Below are 20,501 nucleotides of genomic sequence, written 5' to 3' on the forward strand. Positions count from 1 at the left end.
TTCATTACCCGCAGCCTGCTCAAGCTGCTGGGCGGCGAGCCCTCCTACGCGGCGGAAGTCCTGCAGCAGGTTGCCGGCGGCGATCTCTCGGTGGCGGTCCGGACGCGCAAGGGCGACAGCACCAGCATGATGGCCAACGTCAAGAATATGGTCGGCCGCCTGGCGCAGGTCGTGTCGGAGGTGAACAGCAGCGCGGAAGCGCTGGCCGGTGCCTCGGAGGAAGTCAGCGCGACGGCGCAATCGCTCAGCCAGGCCGCCAGCGAACAGGCAGCCGGTGTCGAGGAAACCAGCGCCTCGATCGAGCAGATGACGGCTTCCATCGCCCAGAACACCGAGAATGCCAAGGTCACTGACAGCATGGCGGGCAAGGCCGCCGTGGAAGCGGCGGAAGGCGGCGAGGCAGTGACGTCGACGGTCGCGGCGATGAAGCAGATCGCGCAGAAGATCGGCATCATCGATGACATCGCCTACCAGACCAATCTGCTGGCGCTGAACGCGGCGATCGAAGCGGCCCGCGCGGGCGAACACGGCAAGGGCTTCGCCGTGGTGGCGGCGGAAGTCCGCAAGCTGGCCGAGCGCAGCCAGGTGGCGGCGCAGGAAATCGGCGACGTGGCGGGGTCCAGCGTGGACCTGGCCGAACGCGCCGGCCGCCTGCTGGAGCAGATGGTGCCGAATATCCGCAAGACCTCCGACCTGGTGCAGGAGATCACCGCTGCCTCGGAAGAGCAGTCCTCCGGTGTGGGGCAGATCAATGCGGCCGTCGGCCAGTTGAGCCAGACCACGCAGCAGAACGCCTCCAGCTCCGAGGAACTGGCCGCGACTGCCGAGGAAATGAGTGCCCAGGCCGAGCAGCTGCAGCAGGCAATGAGCTTCTTCAAGCTGTCCGAAAGCGTCGCCAGGGCCAAGGGCGCGGCCGCCGCGGCGCGCAAGCGCCCCATCGCGGCCAAGACCTTCGCCCCGGCCGTGGCCCGGGAAACCGTGGCGGCCGAACCGGCCGGCAAGCTGTCCTTCGCCGGCGCCGAGGCGATCGACGAATCGCAGTTCGTGCGCTATTGAGGAGCACGGCGATGAGCGCGTTGCCACAATCGAACGGCGCGGGCCCCCAGGGCGGCGCCGAACCCTCGCAGTACCTGACTTTCATGCTGGGCGGCGAAACCTTCGCCATCGGCATCCTGGCCATCAAGGAGATCATCGAATACCACGACCTGACGCTGGTGCCCATGATGCCGCCGTGCATCCGTGGCGTGATCAATCTGCGCGGCGCGGTCGTGCCGGTCATGGACTTGCAGACGCGCTTCGGTCGCGTGCCGTCGCCCGTCACCAAGCGCACCTGCATCGTGATCGTCGAACTGGAGGTGGACGACGGCGGCCCGCATGTCGTGGGCGTGGTGGTGGATGGCGTCAACGAAGTCCTGGAGATCGCGCCGTCCGACATCGAACCGCCGCCCGCGTTCGGTACGGGACTGCGCAGCGATTTCATCGCCGGGGTGGGCAAGGTGCGCGGGCGTTTCGTCATCCTGCTCGCCGTGGAGCACGTCATGTCCATGGAGGGGCTGGAGTCCGGAATGGACGCGGCGGCGCGCGCGCCCGCCATGATGGACGGCGCGGGGGGATGATGAGCGGGGATGGCCAGGTCGGGCCCGTGGCGGCGGCGCCGCACGGCGTGGCGACGGTCCTGGTCGTCGATGACAGCGCCGTGCATCGCGCGCACGCCGCCGCGTTGTGCCGGGCGCTGGGCATCCACGCGATCCACGAGGCATCGAGCGGGTCGGCGGCGCTGACCCTGCTGGCCGATGCGGCGCCCAGGCCGGAGGTGATGATCGTCGATATCGAGATGCCCGGCATGGATTGCATCGAGCTGCTGGAGCAGCTGCGGATCCGCGACATCCTTCCCGATCTCGTGATCGCCTCCGGCCGCGAAAGCGCCATGATCGATTCCGTGGCGTCGGTGGCCTCGGGCCTGGGCTTCCATGTCCTGGCCGGGCTGGAGAAACCGCTGACCGAGGCAGTATTGGCCGGCGTCCTGGGCCGGCGTGGCGTGCGCGGCACGGATGCGCGCGATCGTGGCCGCGGGACGCGGACCGACAAAGTCCCCATCTCGCCCGGCATGCTGGAAGCCGCGCTGCGCGACGGGCAGATCCACGTCCACTATCAGCCGAAGGCCGACATGCGCACCGGCCTGATACGCGGCGTGGAAGCATTGGCGCGCTGGACGCATACCGAGGCGGGGGATATGTCGCCGGCCACCTTCGTTCCGCTGGCCGAGCAATACGGCCTGATCCATCCGCTGACCTTCATCGTGATGGAGCAGGCGCTGGCCCAGGTGGCGCGCTGGAGCCGGCGCGGCCTGCGGCTGTCGCTGGCCGTGAACCTGTCGCCCCTGCTGCTGGATTGGCCGGGACTGGCCAACAGCATCCTGGAGGTCGTGGAGCGCTTCCAGGTACCGCCGGAACAAATCGCCTTCGAAATCACGGAAAGCTCCCTGGTCGACGCCGACAGCGGCGCGCGCGGGCTATTGGCACGGTTGCGCCTGCGTGGCTTCGGCTTGTCCATCGACGACTACGGCACGGGTTTTTCTTCCATGCAGCAACTGACCCGCGTGCCCTTTACCGAATTGAAGATCGATCGCGCCTTCGTGCATGGCGCGAGCGGGCGCAGGCAACTGCGGGCCATCCTGGGCGCGGCCATCGACATGGCCTCTGAAATGGGGCTCGTCACGACGGCCGAAGGGATCGAGACCCTGGAGGATTGGCGCCTGTTGCAACGCCTGGGCTGCGCGCTGGGGCAAGGATTCTTCATCGCGCCCGCCATGCCGGGCGAGGCCATTCCTTCCTGGCTGAAAACCCATCGGACGCGACTGGCGCTGCTGCGCGCCCCCGCCCAAGCCCCCGCCGAAGATTGAACACGCCGCCATGCAGCCGATCAACGATAAAGAGTTCGCCCAGTTCCAGCGCTTCATCCACGAGGCGGCTGGCATCACGCTATCGGACGCCAAGAAGGCGCTGGTCTCCGGCCGCTTGTCCAAGCGCCTGCATGCGCGTGGCATTGACAGCTATGGCGACTATTTTTCCCTGTTGCAAAGCGACGGCGGCGCGGCGGAAACGCAGATCGCCATCGATCTGCTGACCACCAACGAAACCTATTTCTTCCGCGAGCCCCGGCATTTCGATGTACTGCGGCGCCTGGCCGCCGAGCCCGGCCCGGACGGCCGTCGCCCGAAGGCACCCTTCCGCGTCTGGAGCGCCGCCAGTTCCTCTGGCGAGGAGGCCTATACGGCCGCCATGGTATTGGCCGATTGCCTGTGGGCAGGCGATACGGCGGCGCGGCCCGTGGGCGTGGCGCCCGTCTTCGAGGTCGTCGGCACCGATATCAGTACGCGCGTGCTGGAGCGCGCGCGTAGTGGCCATTATTCGGAACAGCGCGCGCGGCAAATGCCGGACGCCTATCGCAAGCGCTATTGCCTGAAAGGCACCGGACCGCACGCGGGCACCCTGCTGGTGGACCGCGTCCTGCGCGCCCATGTGCGTTTCCTGCACGCGAACCTGAACGCGCCGCTGCCGGACCTGGGCCGGTTCGACGTCATCTTCCTGCGCAACGTCATGATCTATTTCGACGGCGATACCAAGCGCAAGGTCGTCGAGCGGGTGCTGGGCCTGCTCAAGCCGGGTGGCCATCTGTGCATCGGCCATTCGGAAAGCCTGCATGGCGTGACCAATGCGGTCAGCAGCGTCATGCCTTCCGTCTACCGCAAGCCTTGAGGCCGGCCCGCCGCAAGCGCAACCCCCGTTTTCCTGGTGCCCTATGCCATCCATCAAAGTCATGGTCGTCGACGACTCCGCCGTGGTGCGCCAGGTACTGGCGGGACTGCTGTCGGAAGCCCCCGGCATCGAAGTGCTGCACGCCGCCGCCGACCCGATACTGGCCAGCGAGCGCATGAAGCAGGCCTGGCCCGACGTGATCGTGCTGGACATCGAAATGCCCCGCATGGACGGATTGACCTTCCTGCGCAAGATCATGCAGGAAAGGCCGACGCCGGTGGTGATCTGCTCGACGCTGACGGAAAAAGGCGCGCGCGTCACCGTGGAAGCGCTGGCCGCCGGCGCGGTGGCGGTGGTGACCAAGCCCAAGCTTGGCCTGAAGCAGTTCCTGGCCGATAGCGCCAGCGAGCTCATCGCCACGGTGCGCGCGGCGGCGGGGGCGCGGGTGCGGTCCCGGCCGCACGCCGCAGCGGCATCGACGCCGCCCGTGCCCACCCCCAGGCACAACGCCGACGCCGTGCTGCCGCCGGCCGATCACCGCCCCGTGCTGCAGACCACCGAGCGGCTGGTGGCCATCGGTACGTCCACCGGCGGCACGCAGGCGCTGGAGGAAGTCCTGACCGCATTGCCACGCGTGTGCCCGGGCCTGGTCATCGTGCAGCACATGCCGGAGAAATTCACGGCGGCGTTCGCGGCGCGGCTCGACGGGATATGCCAGATCTCCGTGAAGGAAGCGCAGAACAACGACCGCGTGGTGCCGGGGCGCGCGCTGATCGCGCCGGGCGGCAGGCACATGCTGCTCAAGCGCAGCGGCGCGCAGTATTTCGTCGAGGTGCGCGACGGCCCCCTGGTGAACCGGCACCGGCCATCGGTGGACGTGCTTTTCCGCTCGGTGGCGCGACACGCGGGCCCCAATGCGCTGGGGATCATCATGACCGGCATGGGCGACGATGGTGCCGCCGGCATGCTGGAGATGCGCCAGGCCGGCGCGCGCACGCTGGCGCAGGACGAGAGCAGTTGCGTGGTCTTCGGCATGCCCAAAGAGGCGATCAAGCGGGGCGGGGTGGAGCGTACGGTTCCCTTGTCGGCGATCGCCCGCGAGATCCAGGCCGTCGCGCCGCGCTAGCCGCGCGGCTTGCCTTCTCTGGCCCATCCCCCTAGTATCGAAGCAAACCCACTGACGGCGCCGCCACGACGGCCCGCATCCAACGGAGACTCCGCCCCATGAAACGTTTCGCACTGCTGGCCGGTATGCTGGCATGCGGCCTGTTGGCCGCGCACCCTGTCGCCACCCAGGCGCAGGGCGAGCCTGTCTTTCCCAAGACCATGACGGTGGTCGTGCCATTCCCGCCCGGGGGCAGCAACGACGTGTTCGCCCGCGTGCTGGCCGAGAAGCTCTCGGCCCGTCTGCATAATTCCGTCATCGTCGAAAACCGGCCCGGCGCGGGCGGCGCCATCGGCGCGGACTACGTGGCCCGCGCGCCGAAGGACGGCTCGGTGCTGATGCTCAGCTCCTCCACCTTCACGACCAACGCGGCGGTACAGCCCAAGCTGCAGTACGACGTGATCAAGGACTTCAGCCCGATCGCGATGCTGGCCTCCAGTCCGATGGCGATTACGGTGGGCAAGGCGTCGAAGTACGACAGCCTGGCCGCGCTGCTGGATGACGCACGCAAGCAGCCCGGCAAGCTGACCTACGGCAGCGCCGGCATCGGCTCGATCAACCAGATGGCCAGCGAGATCCTGGCGGGCATGGCCAAGGTGTCCTTCATGCACGTGCCCTACAAGGGTATGTCGCCCGCCATGAACGACCTGGCGGGCGAACGGGTCGATATGATCGTCGCCAGTTTCGCCTCGATATCGGCCATGCTAAAAAGCGGCCGCGTGCGCGTCCTGGCCGTAACCTCGCCGCAGCGCTCGCCGTTCTATCCGGACCTGCCGCCGGCGGCCGATGCCGTGCCCGGCTACGCCGTGCAGCTGTGGTGGGGCTTGCTGGGGCCCGCCGGGCTGCCCGAGGCCATGGTGCGCAAACTGAACGAAGACGTCCGCGCGATCGTGGCGGAACCCCGGATGCGCGATATGTTCGCCGCCGAAAGCGCCGTGCCGTCGGACCTCTCCGTGGCGCAGTTCGCCGATCTGGTGCAACGGGATGCCAAGACCTGGAAGCAGGTGGCGCGGGACCGCAATATATCCGTGGAGTAAGCGGGCGGCCGCGGCGCCCAGCAAGCATATCGACAGCCTGGCCGGGCATGATGGCGGCGATTCCGTGATCCCATCCAGGAGCGGCCATGCGCTTGCAATGGCGGTTGATTTATTCCGGCGCCCGCGCGATTGCCGCGGGCCGGCATGTGGTGCTGGCGGGCTATCCCGTCTTCCCCGTGCCGGGTCAGCCTTCCGACACGCTGGTGCTGATACAGGATTCGCCATGTTGCGGCGCCCATGCCAGCCTGGCGCCGGACAGGGCGGTGGAAATCCATGCCGACGCGGCGGTCGCCGCCTGTGCCGGTCCCGTCCGCGTCGAGGGCGTCTGGCAGCCGCTTAGCGGCGACGCCGCCGGCTGGCGATACCGCATCCGCGATGCTCGCGTCACACCCATCGCGGATCCCTGGGAAGCCGCGGGGTTGAACCGGCGGCGCTTCCTGGCACTGGGCGCCTTGTCGGGCCTTGCCGCCTGCGCGGCGCCCGGTGGAACACGGCCGCTGCCGGCGCGGCAAGCGGTCCCCACCATCGATATGCATAGCCACGCGGGCCACATCAACCTGGGCCGCGCGCCGGTGCCGCCGCCGTTCACGCCCGTGGCGGCGCCCATGCGGGCCGGCGGCATGGACGTCGTCTGCATGGCCATCGTCACGGATTCCAGCGTCGATCACATCGTCGAGACCGCATCCGGGCGGCGCCGCATCGTCGCCTACCGCGATCCGGAACCCGGAGAAATGGCGGCGCGGGGCGAAGCGGCCTTTCTGCGGCTGCATGCCCTGATGGCGGAACAAGGCCTGCGCGCGGTGCTCGATGCGCCCGGACTGGCCGCCGCGCGCGCCGCGGGCGGCGGCGTCATCGTGGCGGCCGAGGGCGCCGATTTCCTGGAAGGCGATGTCGGGCGGCTGCGGGATGCATGGCAACGGCATGCGCTGCGCCATCTGCAGCTGACGCACTACCGCGTCAACGAGCTGGGCGATATCCAGACGGCGCCGCCGGTGCACGGCGGGCTGACGGATTTCGGCGCGGAGGTGATCCGGGAATGCAATCGATTGGGCATCGTGGTGGACGTCGCGCATGGCACGCAGGCCCTGGTGGCGCGCGCGGCGGCCGTCTCCGCGCGCCCGCTGGTGTTGTCCCACACCGCATTGAGCCAGCGGCCGTCACGCTACAGCCGCGCCATTTCGCCGGCCCATGCGCGCCTGATCGCCGATACGGACGGGGTTATCGGCATTTGGCCGGTGGCCGCCACGTTTCCCTCGCTGGCCGCGATGGCCGGCGGCATGCGGGCGATGGCGGACGCGGTGGGCGTGCGCCACGTCGGCGTGGGTAGCGACATGCTGGGCTTGCTGGGACCGTCGGTGCTGAACAGCTATCGCAAGCTGCCGCTGCTGGCGCGGGCCCTGCTGGATGCCGGTTTCACCGAGGACGAAGCCGCGCTGATGCTGGGCGGCAACTATGCGCGGGTGTGGGCCGCCACGATCGCCGCATGACCGGCCCGTGGGGCCGTCCGCCATGCGCCGTGAAGGCGCTAGAACCCCAATGCGATGGCCACCCCGGCCGCGACCAGGCCGGTCGCGACGACGCCGATGAACACCGTCGCCAGTTCCACGCGGCGGAAAGAACCTGCCAGCATCGCCAGCGAAGGCAGGCTGATGGGGGGCAGCGTCATCAACAGCGCGGCGGCCGGGCCGGCCGCCATGCCCAGTGCCAGCATCGCCTGGATGATGGGGACTTCGCCCGCGGTGGGAATGACGAACAGCGCGCCGGCCACCGCCAGGCCCGCGATCCACCACAGATGGTTGTCGACGTCGGCGCTGATGTGCGGGAACAGCCAGGCGCGGGCCGCGCCCAGCAGGAGCACCAGCACGATGTATTCGGGCACCAGGCGCAGCGTCATGCGCGCGAAAATCGCGGCCCAGCGCTTGAAGGGGTGGTCGTCTTCGGCGGCTGCCGCCTGCGCGCTCAGCGCCTGCATGGGCGCGGCGTCTACCGTCCGGCCCGACGCGGCGCTCATGCGATTGAGCAGCCAGCCCAGCCCGAACACCAGGACGACGCCCAGCGCCAGACGCAGCGCCGACCATTGCCAGCCCAGCACGAAGCCCATGAAAACCAGCGTGGCGGGATTCAGCACCGAATTCCCCAGCCAGAACGCGACGGCGCTGCCCGGCGCCGCCTGGCATTTGCGCAGCCCGGCCACCACTGGCGCGGCGCAGCAGGTGCACATCATGCCGGGCAGGGACATCAGACCGCCGGCGACCACGCTGCCCAGGCCCGTGCCGCCCAGCGCGCGGGCGATCCACCGGCGCGGCAGCAGGGCCTGCACGGCCGAACCCAGCAGCAGGCCCAGCACCATGGCCTGCCAGATGGCCTTGCCGTAGGCCAGTGCGTAATCGAGCGCGGCGCCCAGGGAGGGCGGCGGCGGGCTGTCGGCGGTGCCCATCAGGATCGAGTTGCCGATGGAATGGCTGTCGGCGGCCACCCAGGCGCGGTTGTAGTAGGGCGACCACTTCACATAGAACAGCCCGGCCACGGCGATCAGCAGAAAAACGGCAATGCCCAAAGCGGGGTTGGCGGAACGTCGGGTATCGAGCGCGGATTTCATCGTGAGTGTGGAAATGGGGGTGTCGCGACGGCGGAAGCGCCGGTCGGGCGCCATTTTACGGCGGCGGCAAAGGAACTATGATGTCGGGCGCCATTCCGCTTGCCGCCATGAACCTGCCGTTCCCCATCCGTGAAGAATGCCCGCCGGGCGCCTGCGTCTGCGATCGCGAACGCCTGCTTTGCGATCCCCTGGGCGACGTCCGTATCCTGCAACTGACCAAGCAGGAAGAAAAGCGGCTGGTCGCGCGTATCGAGGCCGCGCGCGATCTGGCCGACCTGATGCACCTGGGCGAGCGCATCCAGGCGCAGTTGGGCATCAGGCTGCATATCGTTCCCAGCGCCAACGAGGTGCGCACGGTGCGCGGCTTCGATATCCATCTGGAAGCATGCCCGGGCTTGTGCCGGCTGACGCGCAAAAGCATCCCGGCGGCGGTGCGGCGCTGTCTGGATGCGCGGCCGGACATCGCCTACGACATCCTGAATTCCCACGATCTGCTGCGCGACACCTGACGTGCCCGCGTCCCGCGCGGCTAGCGGCCGTTTCCGCTGTCGCTGTCGCCGGCGCCATCGTCAGACAGGACCCGCGCCCGCGTTTCCCAGCCGAACACACTGCGGCCGGCATAGTCGGGCGAATCGTGGCGTTCCTGTTCGATGAAATCCGGCAGCGCCGGCCCGTTCGCGCTGCGTTCCAGCCGGCGCGCCTGGCGGTCCAGGCGCTTGAGGGCGTCGAGTTTTTCCTCGTTGCCCAGCCTGGCCTGGCTGACGGCGGTCTTCATGACGTCGATGGTGCGATCGTAGACGGCCAGCGGCACGGAATAGGGGTGCCGGTCCTTGCCGCCATGCGCCATGGAAAACCGCGCCGGATCGGCGAACCGGCAGGGCGCGCCATGCACGACCTCGGCCACCAGGGCCAGCGAGCGCACCGTGCGCGCGCCCACGCCGGGGACCAGCAACAGTTCCGCGAAATCCGTCGGGCCGCATTCCGCGGCGGCCGCCAGGGCCCCATGCAGGCGGCGCATGTTCACGTCCTTGGGCCGGACGTCGTGGTGCGCCGGCATGACGAGATGCGGCAGCGCGAGCTGTCCCTGCGCCGGCGCGGCGACGTCGGGCGCAGCCGGGTCGCCATCGCGCAAGGCGGGTTTGCGGGCCGATCCGCGCGGGCGCGGCGCGGGCACGTCCACGGCGTACACGTCGGGCCGGGACGCGGCCAGCACGCCGGCCTGCTCGACGATGAAATCGGGGCCCTGGTCGCGCAGCAGGATGACTTGTCCTTCCCGGGACGCGGCGGCGCGATGGTCCGTCAGGTTGACGATGCGCCCCTGGTTGGGACCGTCGATGGCGCTGTGAGGCGCGTCGACGAAGCTGCGCAGGTCCTCGGACAGCCAGTGATAGCGCCGGGCCAGGCGGCTGTCGCCGTTCATGCCCTGCTGCACCACCGTCCATTTGCCGTCGTCGGTCACGAAGAAGCCGTGCAGGTAGAGGTCGAAGCCATCCTGCACCGCCGCGCTGTCCACCTTGGCCACCAGGCGGCTGGCGCGCGCCAGCGCATCGCCGTCCACGCCGACCCGATCGGCGACCTGCGCCAATTCCTGCGGCGTCCTGCGCGAATGGTTGCCGCGCCCGCCGCAGACATGGATGCCCAGCTCGCCCGACAAGGGCGCCAGGCCGCGCTTGAGCGCGCCGATCACGCTGGTGGTGATGCCGGACGAATGCCAATCCATGCCCATGACGGCGCCGAAGGACTGGAACCAGAAAGGATGCGCCAGCCGCCGCAGGAATTCGTCGCGCCCGTAGTGGTGCACGATGGCCTGCGCGATAACCGCGCCCAGGCGCGTCATGCGCGCGCCCAGCCAGGCCGGCACCCGGCCGCCATGCAAGGGAAGATCCGCGCTGCCCGCCCGACGCATGCGTGCCGCCCCTACGGCCGCCGGCCCAGCGCGGCGATGTCGTCGAATACCGGCACGATGGCCAGCACGAGCAGGATCGCCGACAGGGGCACCGTGGCGATGAACCCCATGTGCTTGAAACCGAGCGCGCCGGCCAGGCCGCCCAGCAGGAACATGCCGAGCAGCGAGCCCAGCAGCCGCAGCCGCGGCCGGTTGGCCAGCACCCGGCTATCCTCCGGCGCGCCGTCGCGCAGGTTCCAGTACAGCAGCTTGCCGATTTCGATGCCGATATCGGTGACGACACCCGTCATGTGCGTGGTGCGGATTTCGGCTTTCGAGATCTTGGTGATGATGGCGTTCTGCAGGCCCATGATGAAACACAGCAGCCCGACCGTGGCGGGGACGAAAAACATGCGCTGCTGCTCCAGCTGCGCGCCCAGCAGGCCGAAGACCAGCAGCAGCGCCGCTTCCAGCATCAAGGGCATGGCGTATTCGCTTTGCGCGCGCCGCCGCCGGCCCCAGTTGATAAGGATGGCGGAGACAGCCGCGCCGACCATGAACGCCAGCAGCGCGCTCAGTCCCGCGACCACCAGGGCGACCTCGCCCAGCACGGCGTGATCCGCCAGCGCGGAAACGATGCCGGTCATGTGGGAGGTGTACTGGCCCACGGCGAGAAATCCGCCGGCGTTGGCCGCGCCGGCCACGAAGGCCAGGGAACGTCCCAGCCGCCGGTTGTTTTCGGTAGTGCGTCCGGGGCTGGTCAACGCACGTAGGTAGTGCACGGGCATGGCGGCGGAAAAAGGATCGAAATGCGCCTGAGCGGCCATTCTACTCGCGCCGTGCCGAGGTCTCTTTCCTGGGGTTTACCAGGCGATGCGCATGCCCGCCGATATCGCGTGTCCGGCACCCACCCGCTGGCGGCCGGCCAGGGGCAGCAGGCGGCCATATTCCCCGTACAAACCGACATGGCGGTTGATCGCCCAGGTGCCGCCGGCGGCGAGTTCGGCCGAGGTATAGCCGCGCCTCTCGCCGATGCGGGCGGTGCCGCCCGGCCCCTTGATGGATTGCGCGTCGGTGCCCGCCAGCCCGTGCAGGAAATCCAGTCGCACGTAGGGCCGCGCCTGCCCGTGCCGGCCGCTGTAGTCGCCCCTTACCCGCAATCCCAGGCGGCCGGTGGCGCTATTGCCGGGATGTTGGCGCACCGTGGCGGCGGGCAGGTCGACGTCGTCGATATGGCGGCGCGCGGCGATGATCTGCGCCTGGGGTTCGGCCGTCCAGCGGCTGCCCAGCCGCAGGGGCGTGCCGGCTTCCAGGGACACCAGCGTGCCGCGCGCGTGGATATCCGCGCGGCCGCCATTGATGGCGGTGCCTTTGCCGCGTTGGTGGCCGTGCTGCACGACCATGTCCGCGTACCAGCCCGTATCGGCGGTGTAGGTCCAGTAGGCGCCCAGGTAATTGGATCGCCCCTGCAGTCTGCCGACGTACCGATCCGGGACGCCGCCCGCATCGCCATGGACGCGGTGCCGCCAGCCCAGCGTGCCGCCGTAGAGCCCGACACGATGATGGATGCCGGCATACAGATCGCTGCCGAGCTGCGCGCCCGACGTCCAGCCGTCGCTGCGCGGGGCGACCGTGCCTTGCTGGCGGATGCGTGTGCCCTGGTCGATCACGCGGCCCCAGGCACGGCGCCGCGCCGCGCCCGATTCCGGCGAGGCCCCCGTCATATCGTCGCCCTGCCGGCGGTGCAGGCTGCCCAGCATCGCGAGGTCGCCCTGCGCCAGCATGGCCGGCAGGGCCGCGTACAAGGCGGTCTCCGGGCGGTAGCTGGTGCGGCCGGCCGCCGTCGCCAGGGTGGCCGCGCTGCCCTCGGCGTGGTCCGGCGCCGCCGCCGGCAAGGTGGATCGCAGATACCAGCTTTCGCCGCGGCCGTTCGCGTCGCCCGGATACAGGCGGTATTCGTAGGCGCCGGCATCGACGTGGCCGCCTTGCAGGTCGAATGCGTCGCGCGTCGTCTGGGCCGTGGTCGTGGCGCCGTTGACCGCGCGTACCACTTCGATGCCATTGCCCAGGGTGCGCGCGCCCAGGCCGCCGGTATTGACGATGGCAAGATGGGTGTGACCGCTGGCGCGGCCGCCATCGATCACCAGCCGATCGGTCGGGCTGTCGCTGTCGCCCAGCGTGGTACGCAGGCGCACCACGCCGCCGCGGCCGATGTAGTCGCCGCGTACGACCAGCGCGTTGGCGGGCGGGGAAGCGGCAGGCGCGACGCCCGGCGGCGGTCCCAGGACGACGGTGCCGGCATTCTCCAGCCCGGCGACGGTCTGCGGCAGGCCGGCCGTATCCAGCGTCGCGCCAGGGGCCACGGCGATGCGCATCGAAGGCCCCAGCGCGTTTGCCGCGGCGGCGCGCAGCGCGCCGGCGGCGACGGCGATTTCGCCCGTGGCCGTATTGACGCCAGCCAATTCCAGCGTGCCCCGCCCTGTTTTCGCCAGCGCGCCGGTGCCCGTATAGGCGCCCGCCCAACGCACGGTATGCGGACCGGTGTCCACGCTGCCGCCGCGCGGCCGCACCATGACCGGTCGCGCCGCCGTGACATCGGCCGTGGCACGCAGCGCGCCGCCATCGAACGTCAACGGCCCATGAGCGGCGCCCAGGTTGCGATCGTCGCGGATTTCCAGCGTCCCGTTCCGCAACGTCGTGCCGCCGGTATGGCGATTGTTGCCGTGCAGGACCAGCGTGCCGGGATCGGTTTTGACGAGACCGCCCGATCCGGCGATATCCGCGTCTATCGTGGCGCGCATGGTGTTGCCGCCATGAGCGCTACCGCTACCGCCGGCGCCAGGGCCGCCGCCGTCTTCGTCTTCGCCGTCGCCGCCCACGCGTAGAACGGTTTCCGCCGCGTCCGTGGCCAGCGTACCGGTTCCGCCGACGACATAGCCGTCCGCGATGAACTGCGCGCCGGAAAAGCGCACGGCTCCCGCGCTGTCGTCGACGATCACCGTGCCGGCGCGTCCGCCGAAAACGGCCAGCGCGCCGGCCGTCCACGATTCGTCGGCGCCCGTGCCATCCTTCGACCATGCCCGGCCGCCGTTCGAGCGCCAACGGTTGTCCTTCCCATCCCCCTTGCCGTCGGTGCCGGCGCGCCAGAAGCGCACGGGGCGGTCGCCGTCATGCAGCAGGTCTATCCTTCCCGCGCGTGCCGCGCGCACATGCCAGGCTTCGCGCCGCGTGCCCGGCGGTACCGATGCAATCTCCAGGGTACGGTCGGTCAAGGTCCCGCCGTACCCGATCAGCCGATGGAGTCCGGGCTCGCCGCGGCCGGCGATATGGACGCTGCCGTCCAGGATCAGGTTGTGGCGCACGTCGAGGCGCGGCCGGCGTGGCGCCGCCGCATCGTCCAGCGTGACGCGCAGCATCGCGCCGGGACGCAGTGTCAGGCTATCCATTGCCAGCGTGTGGCCGGGGCGCTCCGCCGCCAACGTGCCCCCGTCCTCGACGGTCACCTTGCTGCCCACCTCGCCGCTGCCCGCCAGCGTCGCGCCGGGCAGCACGGCCAGCCGTCCCGTCATCCGGCGCTGGTCTCCCTCCAGTACCAGCGTGCCGCGCCGGACCTCCACGCGGCCCCTGTGGCTGTTGGGACCGCTCAGGACCACGGTGCCGGTGCCCGCCTGCACGAGCCTGCCGTAGCCGTGCAGGCCCTGCGGCACCCGCAGCGTGTCGCGCCGGTCGAAGACCAGTTCCGCGCCATCGTTGTAGATGTCGCGCGCCAGCGAGCCGCCGGTGCCGCCATTGCCCAATCGCAACCTGCCACCGGTCAGCACCGTGATGCCGGTGTAGGTGTGGTCTGCGGTCAGCGTCATCGTGCCGATGCCCAGATAATGGACCGCGCCGCGCCCGCCGATGTGGCCGCGGAATGTGACATCGTCCGCGCGATCGAACTCCAGCAGGCCGTCGTTCAGAATGTCGCCGGCGATGCTTCCCTGCACGCCGCCATCGCCGACCCGCACGATGCCATTCGCGATATGCGTGCCGCCGGTGTAGGTGTTCTCGCCATGCAGGCGCAGCTCCCCATTGCCCCATTTGCGCAGGCCGCCGGAACCGGACAGCCCGAGCGGGATCGTGGCGAAGTCGCCCCCCGCCGGGATATCGAAATCGCCGCCCGCGCCGGACCAGGCATAGCCGAAAACCGGGGCTTGCCGGCGGGTCGTTTGTTCGGCGGCGACATCGGCGGCCGCCAGTTGGACCGCCAGCAGCGGCACTGCAAGATGGACTCTGATCATGGGGACGCTCCACCGAGGCAAACAGGCGCGCGAACGTGCACCGACACGCGCCATGCAGGCGAGTATCCGGACGTCATGTGCGGGGAAATGGCGGGCGGCCATGATGAACGCCCATGCCGTGGTAGGGCCGGAGTCTAGAAGTCCGCTGCTACGTAGGACTTATGGAAGGGAAAAATCGGGCCTGAATCCTAGATGTGTTGCATCAAAAATCAGGCGTAGTCCTATAGCCAGTGCGCGCGGCACGGTGTGCCGCGGCGCCGCGCCGGTAATTCGATCCGAGGTTGCCTCAGCCGCGGTGCAGGATCGGTCCGAAGCGCGATGCGTCTTCGGCCGCGATTTCGTCCGAAGTGCGATCGGGCTAGGTCCGGGCCGTCGCCGCTTGCGCGCTATCCCTGCGGCCCGCCGCGGCGACGATGGCCAGTACGGCGGCGATGACCGCGCAGCCGGCGATCTGTACCAGTCCGGCGGCCGTCCAGCCGAAGGACACCTTCAGTTCGCCCAGCAGATAGCCGGCGAAAGCGGCGGGGATATACAGCGCGGCGACGAACAGGCCGGATGCCTGCGATGCCTTGGAGCGCCTGACCGACTTGATGATGCCCGCGGAGAGATTGGCGTATGCCATTCCGCTGATCGCGCCGCCGAAGACGAAGGAAAACAGGATGTGCAGCGCCAGCGACTTCTGCAGGCCGGTGAACAACAGGCCGCCGGCAATCGCCGACAGCAGCAGGGACACGAAAAGCAGCCGGCGGTAGTTGTAGCGGTCGCCCAGCCAGCCGCCCAACAGGGACAGCAGGGCGCCGAAACCGTAGAAGCTGACGGCCAGCGCCGCCTGGCCGGGCGCGAAACCCAGCGCCTCGCGCAGGTAGGTGGGATATAGCCCCAGATAGCCGTAGATGGACAGACCGGCGAAAACCGTCGCCGCGGCCAGGGTCATGGGCGTCCAGCTCCATATGCTTTGCGCGACATCGATTTCCACCGGCGCGTCGCTCGTAGTCTCGTCCGATACGCGTACTTCGGTGAACCACGGACGCACGAGGACCAGAATCAGGACCAGCGCCACCGCGCCCAGCAGGCCGAAGACGATGAAGGGGGCCTGCCAGTGCGTGGCGCCCAGGATGGCCGCGCCGATATTGGGACCCAGCACCGCGCCGATGCCGAAGGTGAAGTTCAGCGAACTGGCGGCCACGGCGCGATGCGAATGAAAGTAGGTCGTGCCGATCGCCAGCAGGGCCGTCAGTTGCATCGCCTCGCCCAGTCCGGAAATGAACCGGTAGGCCAGCAGGTCCGACAGGCCGGTGGCATAGGCCGTCAGGTAGGTTGCCGCGGAAAAGATCACCAGGCCCAGGATGGCGACGGATCGGCGCGACATTTTTTCCAGCAGATAGCCGGTCGGTACGCCGGCCACCCCCATGCCCAGCGTGAACACCGTCGCGGCCAGGCCGACTTGCGGCAGACCCAGGCCCAGTGCCGTGCGCACATCGGTGGCCAGTACGGAGAACAGCTGGCGATCCATGGCATTCACGATGTAGGACACCAGCAGCACGCAAAACATGCCGACGGCGGCTTTGTGCGATGGACGGGAAGGGTGCGCGTTCATACCTGCCTCTGCGAAGTGATGACGGGGCGCCCGGCGCCGGGCGATACAGGCGCGCACTATCCTCCGCGAATACTGTCGGTATGCTGAATTTCCGCGTATCCCCTTAGTCCAGCTTTTCCGGATCCAGGCGCATGGCGCCCTGGCGACGCGTCAGCAGGGTCAGGCCCCACATGCCCACGCCCAGCAGCAGCAGCCAGCCCGCCACTTGATATTGCACGGGGTCCCGCCCCGTCAGCGGCGTGACCAGGAACAGGCAGGTGGCGGCGCCCAGCCACGGCACCACGGTACGGACCCGGAAATGCTCGTGACCGACGCGGTCGCGCCGCAGTACCAGCACCGCCACGTTCACGAATGCGAACACGCCCAGCAGCAGTAGCGCGGTGGTGCCGCCCAGCGCCCGGATCGCCTGCGATTCCGCGCGCGAAACCAGCCAGGTCAGGCCCAGACCGATCGCCGTGGTGAACAGGATGGCGGCCCACGGCGTGCGTGTGCGCTCGTGCACCCGCGACAGGAAGGCCGGCAGCACGCCCTGGTTCGCCATGCCATACAGCAGGCGGCTGGCCATCATCATATTGATCAACGCCGAGTTCGCCACCGCGAACATGGAGATCACCGGCATGATCTGGTCGATGGGCAGGTTGGGCGCGGCGCGCTGCACCACCAGCACCAGCGGGGTATTGCTGGCGGCCAGCTCGCCCACGGGCACCAGCGCGACGGCGCAGATGGAAACCAGGACGTAGATCGCCGCCGTCAAGCCCAGGCCAGTCAGCATGACTTTGGGGAAGATGCGGTGCGGCGCATGGGTTTCTTCCGCCATGTTGACGGAATCCTCGAATCCCACCATGGCGAAGAAGGCGAGGGTGGTGGCCGAGGTCACCGCCAGGAAAACGCTTTTGTCCTCCGGCGTATCGAAGGCGATCGCCCGCGAGAAATCCGCCTGGCCGCCGCCGATGGCCCAGAAACCCAGCAGGATCACCATCAGAAGGCCGCTGAGTTCGATCAGGGTCAGGACGACATTGGCCTTGACGCTGTGCGCCGCGCCGCGCAGGTTCAACAGCATCACCAGTCCCAGGAAGCCCAGCGCGCCCCAGGTGACCGCGTCGCCGCCGGCGTCCATGCCGATCGCGGCGAACAGATTGGCGGCGAAGGCGCGCGAGGCCGTGGCCGCCGAGGTCAGGCCCGAGCACATGACGGTGAAACAGACGATGAAGGTAAGGAAATGCACGCCGAAGGCTTTGTGCACATACAGCGCGGCGCCGGCGGCCTGGGGATACTTGGTGACCAGCTCCAGATACGATAAAGCGGTCAGCAGGGCCACGACGAAGGCGACCAGGAAGGGCAGCCAGGCCGCGCCCCCGACCTCGTGGGCCACCTGCCCGGTCAACGCATAGATGCCCGTGCCGAGGATGTCGCCGACGATGAACAGCAGCAGCAGCTTCGGTCCCATGACGCGCGCGAGCGGCGTGTCGGCGCCCGGTACCTGTTGTATGGATGACTGGCTCGTGGACATCGCTTCTCCCCCGTGTGTTCATGCCGGCGCCGGCCGCGCCTGCCCAGGCATGAGCAAGTGGCGGGCCCGGGCGGTACAGATCGGCCGGGACCGGCCCCGATACTGCGTGGTATGCCCGGGCCGCGACCGATACAGATGCCGGGCCGCAGGGACGCAGAGGCCCGAGCGGCACGGGCGCGGCGCGGCCCGTGTCAGGCCTTCCCGTTGAACGGCGCCTGCCTTGCCGGCGGCATTAAGGCGCGGGTCAGGTCGGCGGGCTAACGTGTCGGTTGTGGTGGTCCGGGCAGTGGCCCGGTGGCGTGCCCCATTGCACTGTCCTTGCGGCGAGTGAAGGTAATGCGCACGCGCGCGTCGTGTCCGGTCCCTCCGGCGCGGCGCGGTTGCTTTCCATCGATTCCTTCCAGGGTTCTGCTGGCCGATATGCGTGGGGCGCCTTGCATTCCTGAAAGGACCGAAAGTATGCAGCAAACCCTGTCGGCGGAAAGGCCTTCCGCTTTTACCCTCGCGCGCATGGTCGTGCGTGTGACGGCCGGCAATTTTCTCGAGCAGTTCGATTTCTTCCTGTTCGGCTTTTATGCGACGCAGATCGCCGCCGTATTCTTTCCCGCGAGCAGCCAGTTCGCCTCCCTGATGCAGACCTTCGCCGTCTTCGGCGCGGGCTTCCTCATGCGGCCGCTGGGCGCGATCGTGCTGGGTGCCTATATCGACCGGGTGGGGCGGCGCAAGGGCCTGATCGTCACGCTGTCGCTGATGGCCAGCGGGACCATCCTGATTGCCTTCGTGCCGGGGCACGCGGCCATCGGCGCCGCCGCACCGCTGCTGGTCCTGCTGGGCCGGCTGTTGCAGGGCTTTTCCGCCGGCGCGGAGCTGGGCGGCGTGTCGGTGTACCTGGCCGAAATGGCGACGCCGGGCCGCAAAGGGTTCTACACCAGCTGGCAATCCGGCAGCCAGCAGATCTCTATCGTGGTCGCGGCGGCGCTGGGCTTCGGCCTGAACCGCTGGATGGATTCCGCCACCATCGCGGCCTGGGGCTGGCGCATTCCTTTCTTCGTCGGCTGCATGATCATTCCGTTCATCTTCGTGCTGCGCCGCCGCCTGGAGGAAACCCAGGCCTTCAAGGCGCGCAGCCATCGTCCCGGCCTGCGCGAATCGTGGATCGCGCTGGCGGCGAACTGGAAGCTGATGGTAGGCGGCGCGCTGATGGTGGCGATGACCACGACCGCTTTCTACCTGATCACGGTGTATGCCCCCACCTTCGGCAAGACCGTCCTGCATCTGAGCACCTCAGACAGCCTGCTGGTCACGCTTTGCGTCGGTGTCTCGAACTTTATCTGGCTGCCCATCGGCGGTGCCATTTCGGACCGCATCGGCCGCAAGCCGGTGCTGCTGACCATGACGGCCCTGGCCATCGTGACGGCGTATCCCACCCTGACCTTCCTGGCGAACGGGCCGACGTTCACCAAGATGCTGATCGTGCTGCTGTGGCTGTCCTTCCTGTACGCCGTCTACAACGGCGCGATGGTGGTGGCGCTGACCGAAGTGATGCCGGCATCGGTACGCGTGGCCGGCTTTTCCGTGGCGTACAGCCTGGCCACCGCGATATTCGGCGGTTTCACGCCGGAGATTTCCACGGCGCTGATCCACGTGACGGGCGACCGCGCGGCACCCGGGTACTGGATGACGTTCGCCGCGCTCTGCGGGTTCTGTGCGACCCTGACGCTTTATGCGCGCGGCGGCGCCGCCGCGCGCATGGCCACGCAGACGTAAGATCGCACTGAAGCGCGGGTACCGGCCGTTCCTTGGGAAATGTCCTTGGCGGCCGGCGCCAGACAGCGCCGGCCGCTTTTTTTCTTCACTCTCGGCTATCGAGGAGACTATGAAATATTCCATTCGCACCCTGGCCCTGGCCGGTTCGCTGCTCGCCTCATCGCTGGCTTACGCGCCGGTACAGGCGGCGGAACTGCACGTTCTGATCTCGGGCGGCTTCTCCGCCGCCTACGACAAGCTGGGCCCGCAATTCACCGCCGCCACCGGCAATAAGCTGGTCACCGAGCATGGGCCTTCCATGGGCAAATCCCACGAAGCCATCCCCAACCGGCTGGCGCGGCACGAGCCGGCCGACGTGGTCATCATGGTCGGCTATGCCCTGGACGACCTGATCAAGGAAGGCAAGGTCGCCAAGTCCTCGCGCGTCGAACTGGCCGATTCGCCCATCGGCATGGTGGTGCGGGAAGGCCAGCCCAAGCCCGATATTTCCACCGTCGAGGGGCTGCGCAAGACCCTGCTGGCCGCGAAGTCCATCGCCTATTCGGATAGCGCCAGCGGCGTCTACGTCGAAAAGGAAATGTTCAAGAAGCTGGGCATCGAGGAACAGGTCAAATCCAAGGCGACGATGGTGCCCAAGATCCCCGTGGCCTCGCAGGTGGCCAACGGTAAGTATGAAGTGGGTTTCCAGCAGGTCGCCGAACTGCTGCCCGTGCCCGGCGTAACCTTCGTCGGCAAGGTGCCGGATTCGGTGCAGTCGATCACGCGCTTCGCCGGCGGCGTGCCGGCCAGCTCGACCCACCCCAAGGAGGCGGCCGAGCTGCTGAAATTCCTGGCATCGCCGCAGGCGCAGGCCATCGTGCGGCAAACCGGCCTGGACTCCGTCACGAAGAAGTAAGCGCCGCG

15 protein-coding genes and 1 pseudogene are annotated in these 20,501 nt (G+C 68.7%); 10 read left to right on the forward strand and 6 right to left on the reverse strand.

From position 1 onward, the window contains the following. Positions 1-63: 63 nt before the first annotated feature. The 7 genes and pseudogenes from CAL28_RS30270 to CAL28_RS04590 all read left to right on the forward strand — a co-directional run. Positions 64-1,056, forward strand: a pseudogene (locus CAL28_RS30270) (methyl-accepting chemotaxis protein); the annotation flags it as partial. Between the two features lie 11 nt (positions 1,057-1,067). Further along, complete coding sequence (locus CAL28_RS04565) at positions 1,068-1,616, forward strand: chemotaxis protein CheW (RefSeq protein ID WP_094840183.1); 549 nt, start codon at positions 1,068-1,070, stop codon at positions 1,614-1,616. Beyond that, complete coding sequence (locus CAL28_RS04570; protein ID WP_254925986.1) at positions 1,613-2,902, forward strand: EAL domain-containing response regulator; 1,290 nt, start codon at positions 1,613-1,615, stop codon at positions 2,900-2,902. The genes CAL28_RS04565 and CAL28_RS04570 overlap by 4 nt, the downstream gene beginning before the upstream one ends. A 10-nt stretch (positions 2,903-2,912) precedes the next feature. Continuing rightward, a complete protein-coding gene (locus CAL28_RS04575) occupies positions 2,913-3,758 on the forward strand; it encodes a CheR family methyltransferase (protein ID WP_094840184.1) in 846 nt (281 codons plus the stop codon). 43 nt (positions 3,759-3,801) lie between these two features. Beyond that, positions 3,802-4,884 carry a protein-glutamate methylesterase/protein-glutamine glutaminase gene (locus CAL28_RS04580; protein WP_094840185.1) on the forward strand — a complete coding sequence of 361 codons (1,083 nt, stop codon included), beginning with the start codon at positions 3,802-3,804 and terminating at the stop codon, positions 4,882-4,884. 98 nt (positions 4,885-4,982) lie between these two features. Beyond that, complete coding sequence (locus tag CAL28_RS04585) at positions 4,983-5,960, forward strand: Bug family tripartite tricarboxylate transporter substrate binding protein (protein ID WP_094840186.1); 978 nt, start codon at positions 4,983-4,985, stop codon at positions 5,958-5,960. An 86-nt stretch (positions 5,961-6,046) separates the two neighbouring features. Continuing rightward, complete coding sequence (locus CAL28_RS04590; protein ID WP_094840187.1) at positions 6,047-7,447, forward strand: dipeptidase; 1,401 nt, start codon at positions 6,047-6,049, stop codon at positions 7,445-7,447. A 38-nt stretch (positions 7,448-7,485) separates the two neighbouring features. On the opposite strand, the gene CAL28_RS04595 is transcribed toward CAL28_RS04590, so the two are convergent. Beyond that, positions 7,486-8,559, reverse strand: coding sequence for a permease (locus CAL28_RS04595; protein ID WP_094840633.1), 1,074 nt, complete (start codon positions 8,557-8,559; stop codon positions 7,486-7,488). 107 nt (positions 8,560-8,666) lie between these two features. On the opposite strand from CAL28_RS04595, the gene CAL28_RS04600 reads away from it, so the two are divergent. Further along, positions 8,667-9,068, forward strand: a complete 402-nt coding sequence (locus CAL28_RS04600; RefSeq protein ID WP_094840634.1) for a hypothetical protein — start codon at positions 8,667-8,669, stop codon at positions 9,066-9,068. A gap of 20 nt (positions 9,069-9,088) precedes the next feature. On the opposite strand, the gene CAL28_RS04605 is transcribed toward CAL28_RS04600, so the two are convergent. The 5 genes from CAL28_RS04605 to CAL28_RS04625 all read right to left on the reverse strand — a co-directional run bounded on the left by CAL28_RS04605 (position 9,089) and on the right by CAL28_RS04625 (position 17,831). Continuing rightward, entirely contained in the window at positions 9,089-10,465 is a 1,377-nt protein-coding gene (locus CAL28_RS04605) for a DUF763 domain-containing protein (protein ID WP_094840188.1), read from the reverse strand. Positions 10,466-10,476: 11 nt separating this feature from the next. Next, the gene (locus CAL28_RS04610) at positions 10,477-11,232 is read right to left on the reverse strand and encodes a YoaK family protein (protein ID WP_094840635.1); all 756 of its coding nucleotides are present in this window, start codon (positions 11,230-11,232) and stop codon (positions 10,477-10,479) included. 75 nt (positions 11,233-11,307) lie between these two features. Beyond that, positions 11,308-14,724, reverse strand: a complete 3,417-nt coding sequence (locus CAL28_RS04615; RefSeq protein ID WP_176463872.1) for an autotransporter outer membrane beta-barrel domain-containing protein — start codon at positions 14,722-14,724, stop codon at positions 11,308-11,310. A gap of 358 nt (positions 14,725-15,082) precedes the next feature. Beyond that, positions 15,083-16,321 carry an MFS transporter gene (locus CAL28_RS04620; protein WP_254925987.1) on the reverse strand — a complete coding sequence of 413 codons (1,239 nt, stop codon included), beginning with the start codon at positions 16,319-16,321 and terminating at the stop codon, positions 15,083-15,085. 103 nt (positions 16,322-16,424) lie between these two features. Further along, positions 16,425-17,831, reverse strand: a complete 1,407-nt coding sequence (locus tag CAL28_RS04625) for an APC family permease (RefSeq protein WP_094840190.1) — start codon at positions 17,829-17,831, stop codon at positions 16,425-16,427. 459 nt (positions 17,832-18,290) lie between these two features. Here CAL28_RS04625 and CAL28_RS04630 point away from each other — a divergent pair, with 459 nt between their 5' ends. Together CAL28_RS04630 and CAL28_RS04635 are read left to right on the forward strand one after the other, a co-directional pair. Beyond that, on the forward strand, positions 18,291-19,598 hold the full coding sequence (locus CAL28_RS04630; RefSeq protein ID WP_176463873.1) for an MFS transporter: 1,308 nt from the start codon (positions 18,291-18,293) through the stop codon (positions 19,596-19,598). A 109-nt stretch (positions 19,599-19,707) separates the two neighbouring features. Beyond that, positions 19,708-20,493, forward strand: a complete 786-nt coding sequence (locus CAL28_RS04635; protein ID WP_094840191.1) for a substrate-binding domain-containing protein — start codon at positions 19,708-19,710, stop codon at positions 20,491-20,493. The last annotated feature ends 8 nt before the right edge of the window (positions 20,494-20,501 follow it).

The sequence above is a fragment of the Bordetella genomosp. 11 genome, assembly GCF_002261215.1.
Taxonomy (GTDB): Bacteria; Pseudomonadota; Gammaproteobacteria; order Burkholderiales; family Burkholderiaceae_B; genus Bordetella_C.

Excerpts from the sequence above, each read along its gene's own strand:
- CAL28_RS04565 (WP_094840183.1), top strand. The coding sequence starts at position 1,068 with ATGAGCGCGTTGCCACAATCGAACGGCGCGGGCCCCCAGGGCGGCGCC.
- CAL28_RS04625 (WP_094840190.1), bottom strand. The coding sequence starts at position 17,831 with ATGTCCACGAGCCAGTCATCCATACAACAGGTACCGGGCGCCGACACG.
- CAL28_RS04600 (WP_094840634.1), top strand. The coding sequence starts at position 8,667 with ATGAACCTGCCGTTCCCCATCCGTGAAGAATGCCCGCCGGGCGCCTGC.
- CAL28_RS04580 (WP_094840185.1), top strand. The coding sequence starts at position 3,802 with ATGCCATCCATCAAAGTCATGGTCGTCGACGACTCCGCCGTGGTGCGC.
- CAL28_RS04585 (WP_094840186.1), top strand. The coding sequence starts at position 4,983 with ATGAAACGTTTCGCACTGCTGGCCGGTATGCTGGCATGCGGCCTGTTG.
- CAL28_RS04570 (WP_254925986.1), top strand. The coding sequence starts at position 1,613 with ATGATGAGCGGGGATGGCCAGGTCGGGCCCGTGGCGGCGGCGCCGCAC.
- CAL28_RS04630 (WP_176463873.1), top strand. The coding sequence starts at position 18,291 with ATGCAGCAAACCCTGTCGGCGGAAAGGCCTTCCGCTTTTACCCTCGCG.
- CAL28_RS04605 (WP_094840188.1), bottom strand. The coding sequence starts at position 10,465 with ATGCGTCGGGCGGGCAGCGCGGATCTTCCCTTGCATGGCGGCCGGGTG.
- CAL28_RS04610 (WP_094840635.1), bottom strand. The coding sequence starts at position 11,232 with ATGCCCGTGCACTACCTACGTGCGTTGACCAGCCCCGGACGCACTACC.
- CAL28_RS04590 (WP_094840187.1), top strand. The coding sequence starts at position 6,047 with ATGCGCTTGCAATGGCGGTTGATTTATTCCGGCGCCCGCGCGATTGCC.
- CAL28_RS04615 (WP_176463872.1), bottom strand. The coding sequence starts at position 14,724 with ATGATCAGAGTCCATCTTGCAGTGCCGCTGCTGGCGGTCCAACTGGCG.
- CAL28_RS04635 (WP_094840191.1), top strand. The coding sequence starts at position 19,708 with ATGAAATATTCCATTCGCACCCTGGCCCTGGCCGGTTCGCTGCTCGCC.
- CAL28_RS04620 (WP_254925987.1), bottom strand. The coding sequence starts at position 16,321 with ATGAACGCGCACCCTTCCCGTCCATCGCACAAAGCCGCCGTCGGCATG.
- CAL28_RS04595 (WP_094840633.1), bottom strand. The coding sequence starts at position 8,559 with ATGAAATCCGCGCTCGATACCCGACGTTCCGCCAACCCCGCTTTGGGC.
- CAL28_RS04575 (WP_094840184.1), top strand. The coding sequence starts at position 2,913 with ATGCAGCCGATCAACGATAAAGAGTTCGCCCAGTTCCAGCGCTTCATC.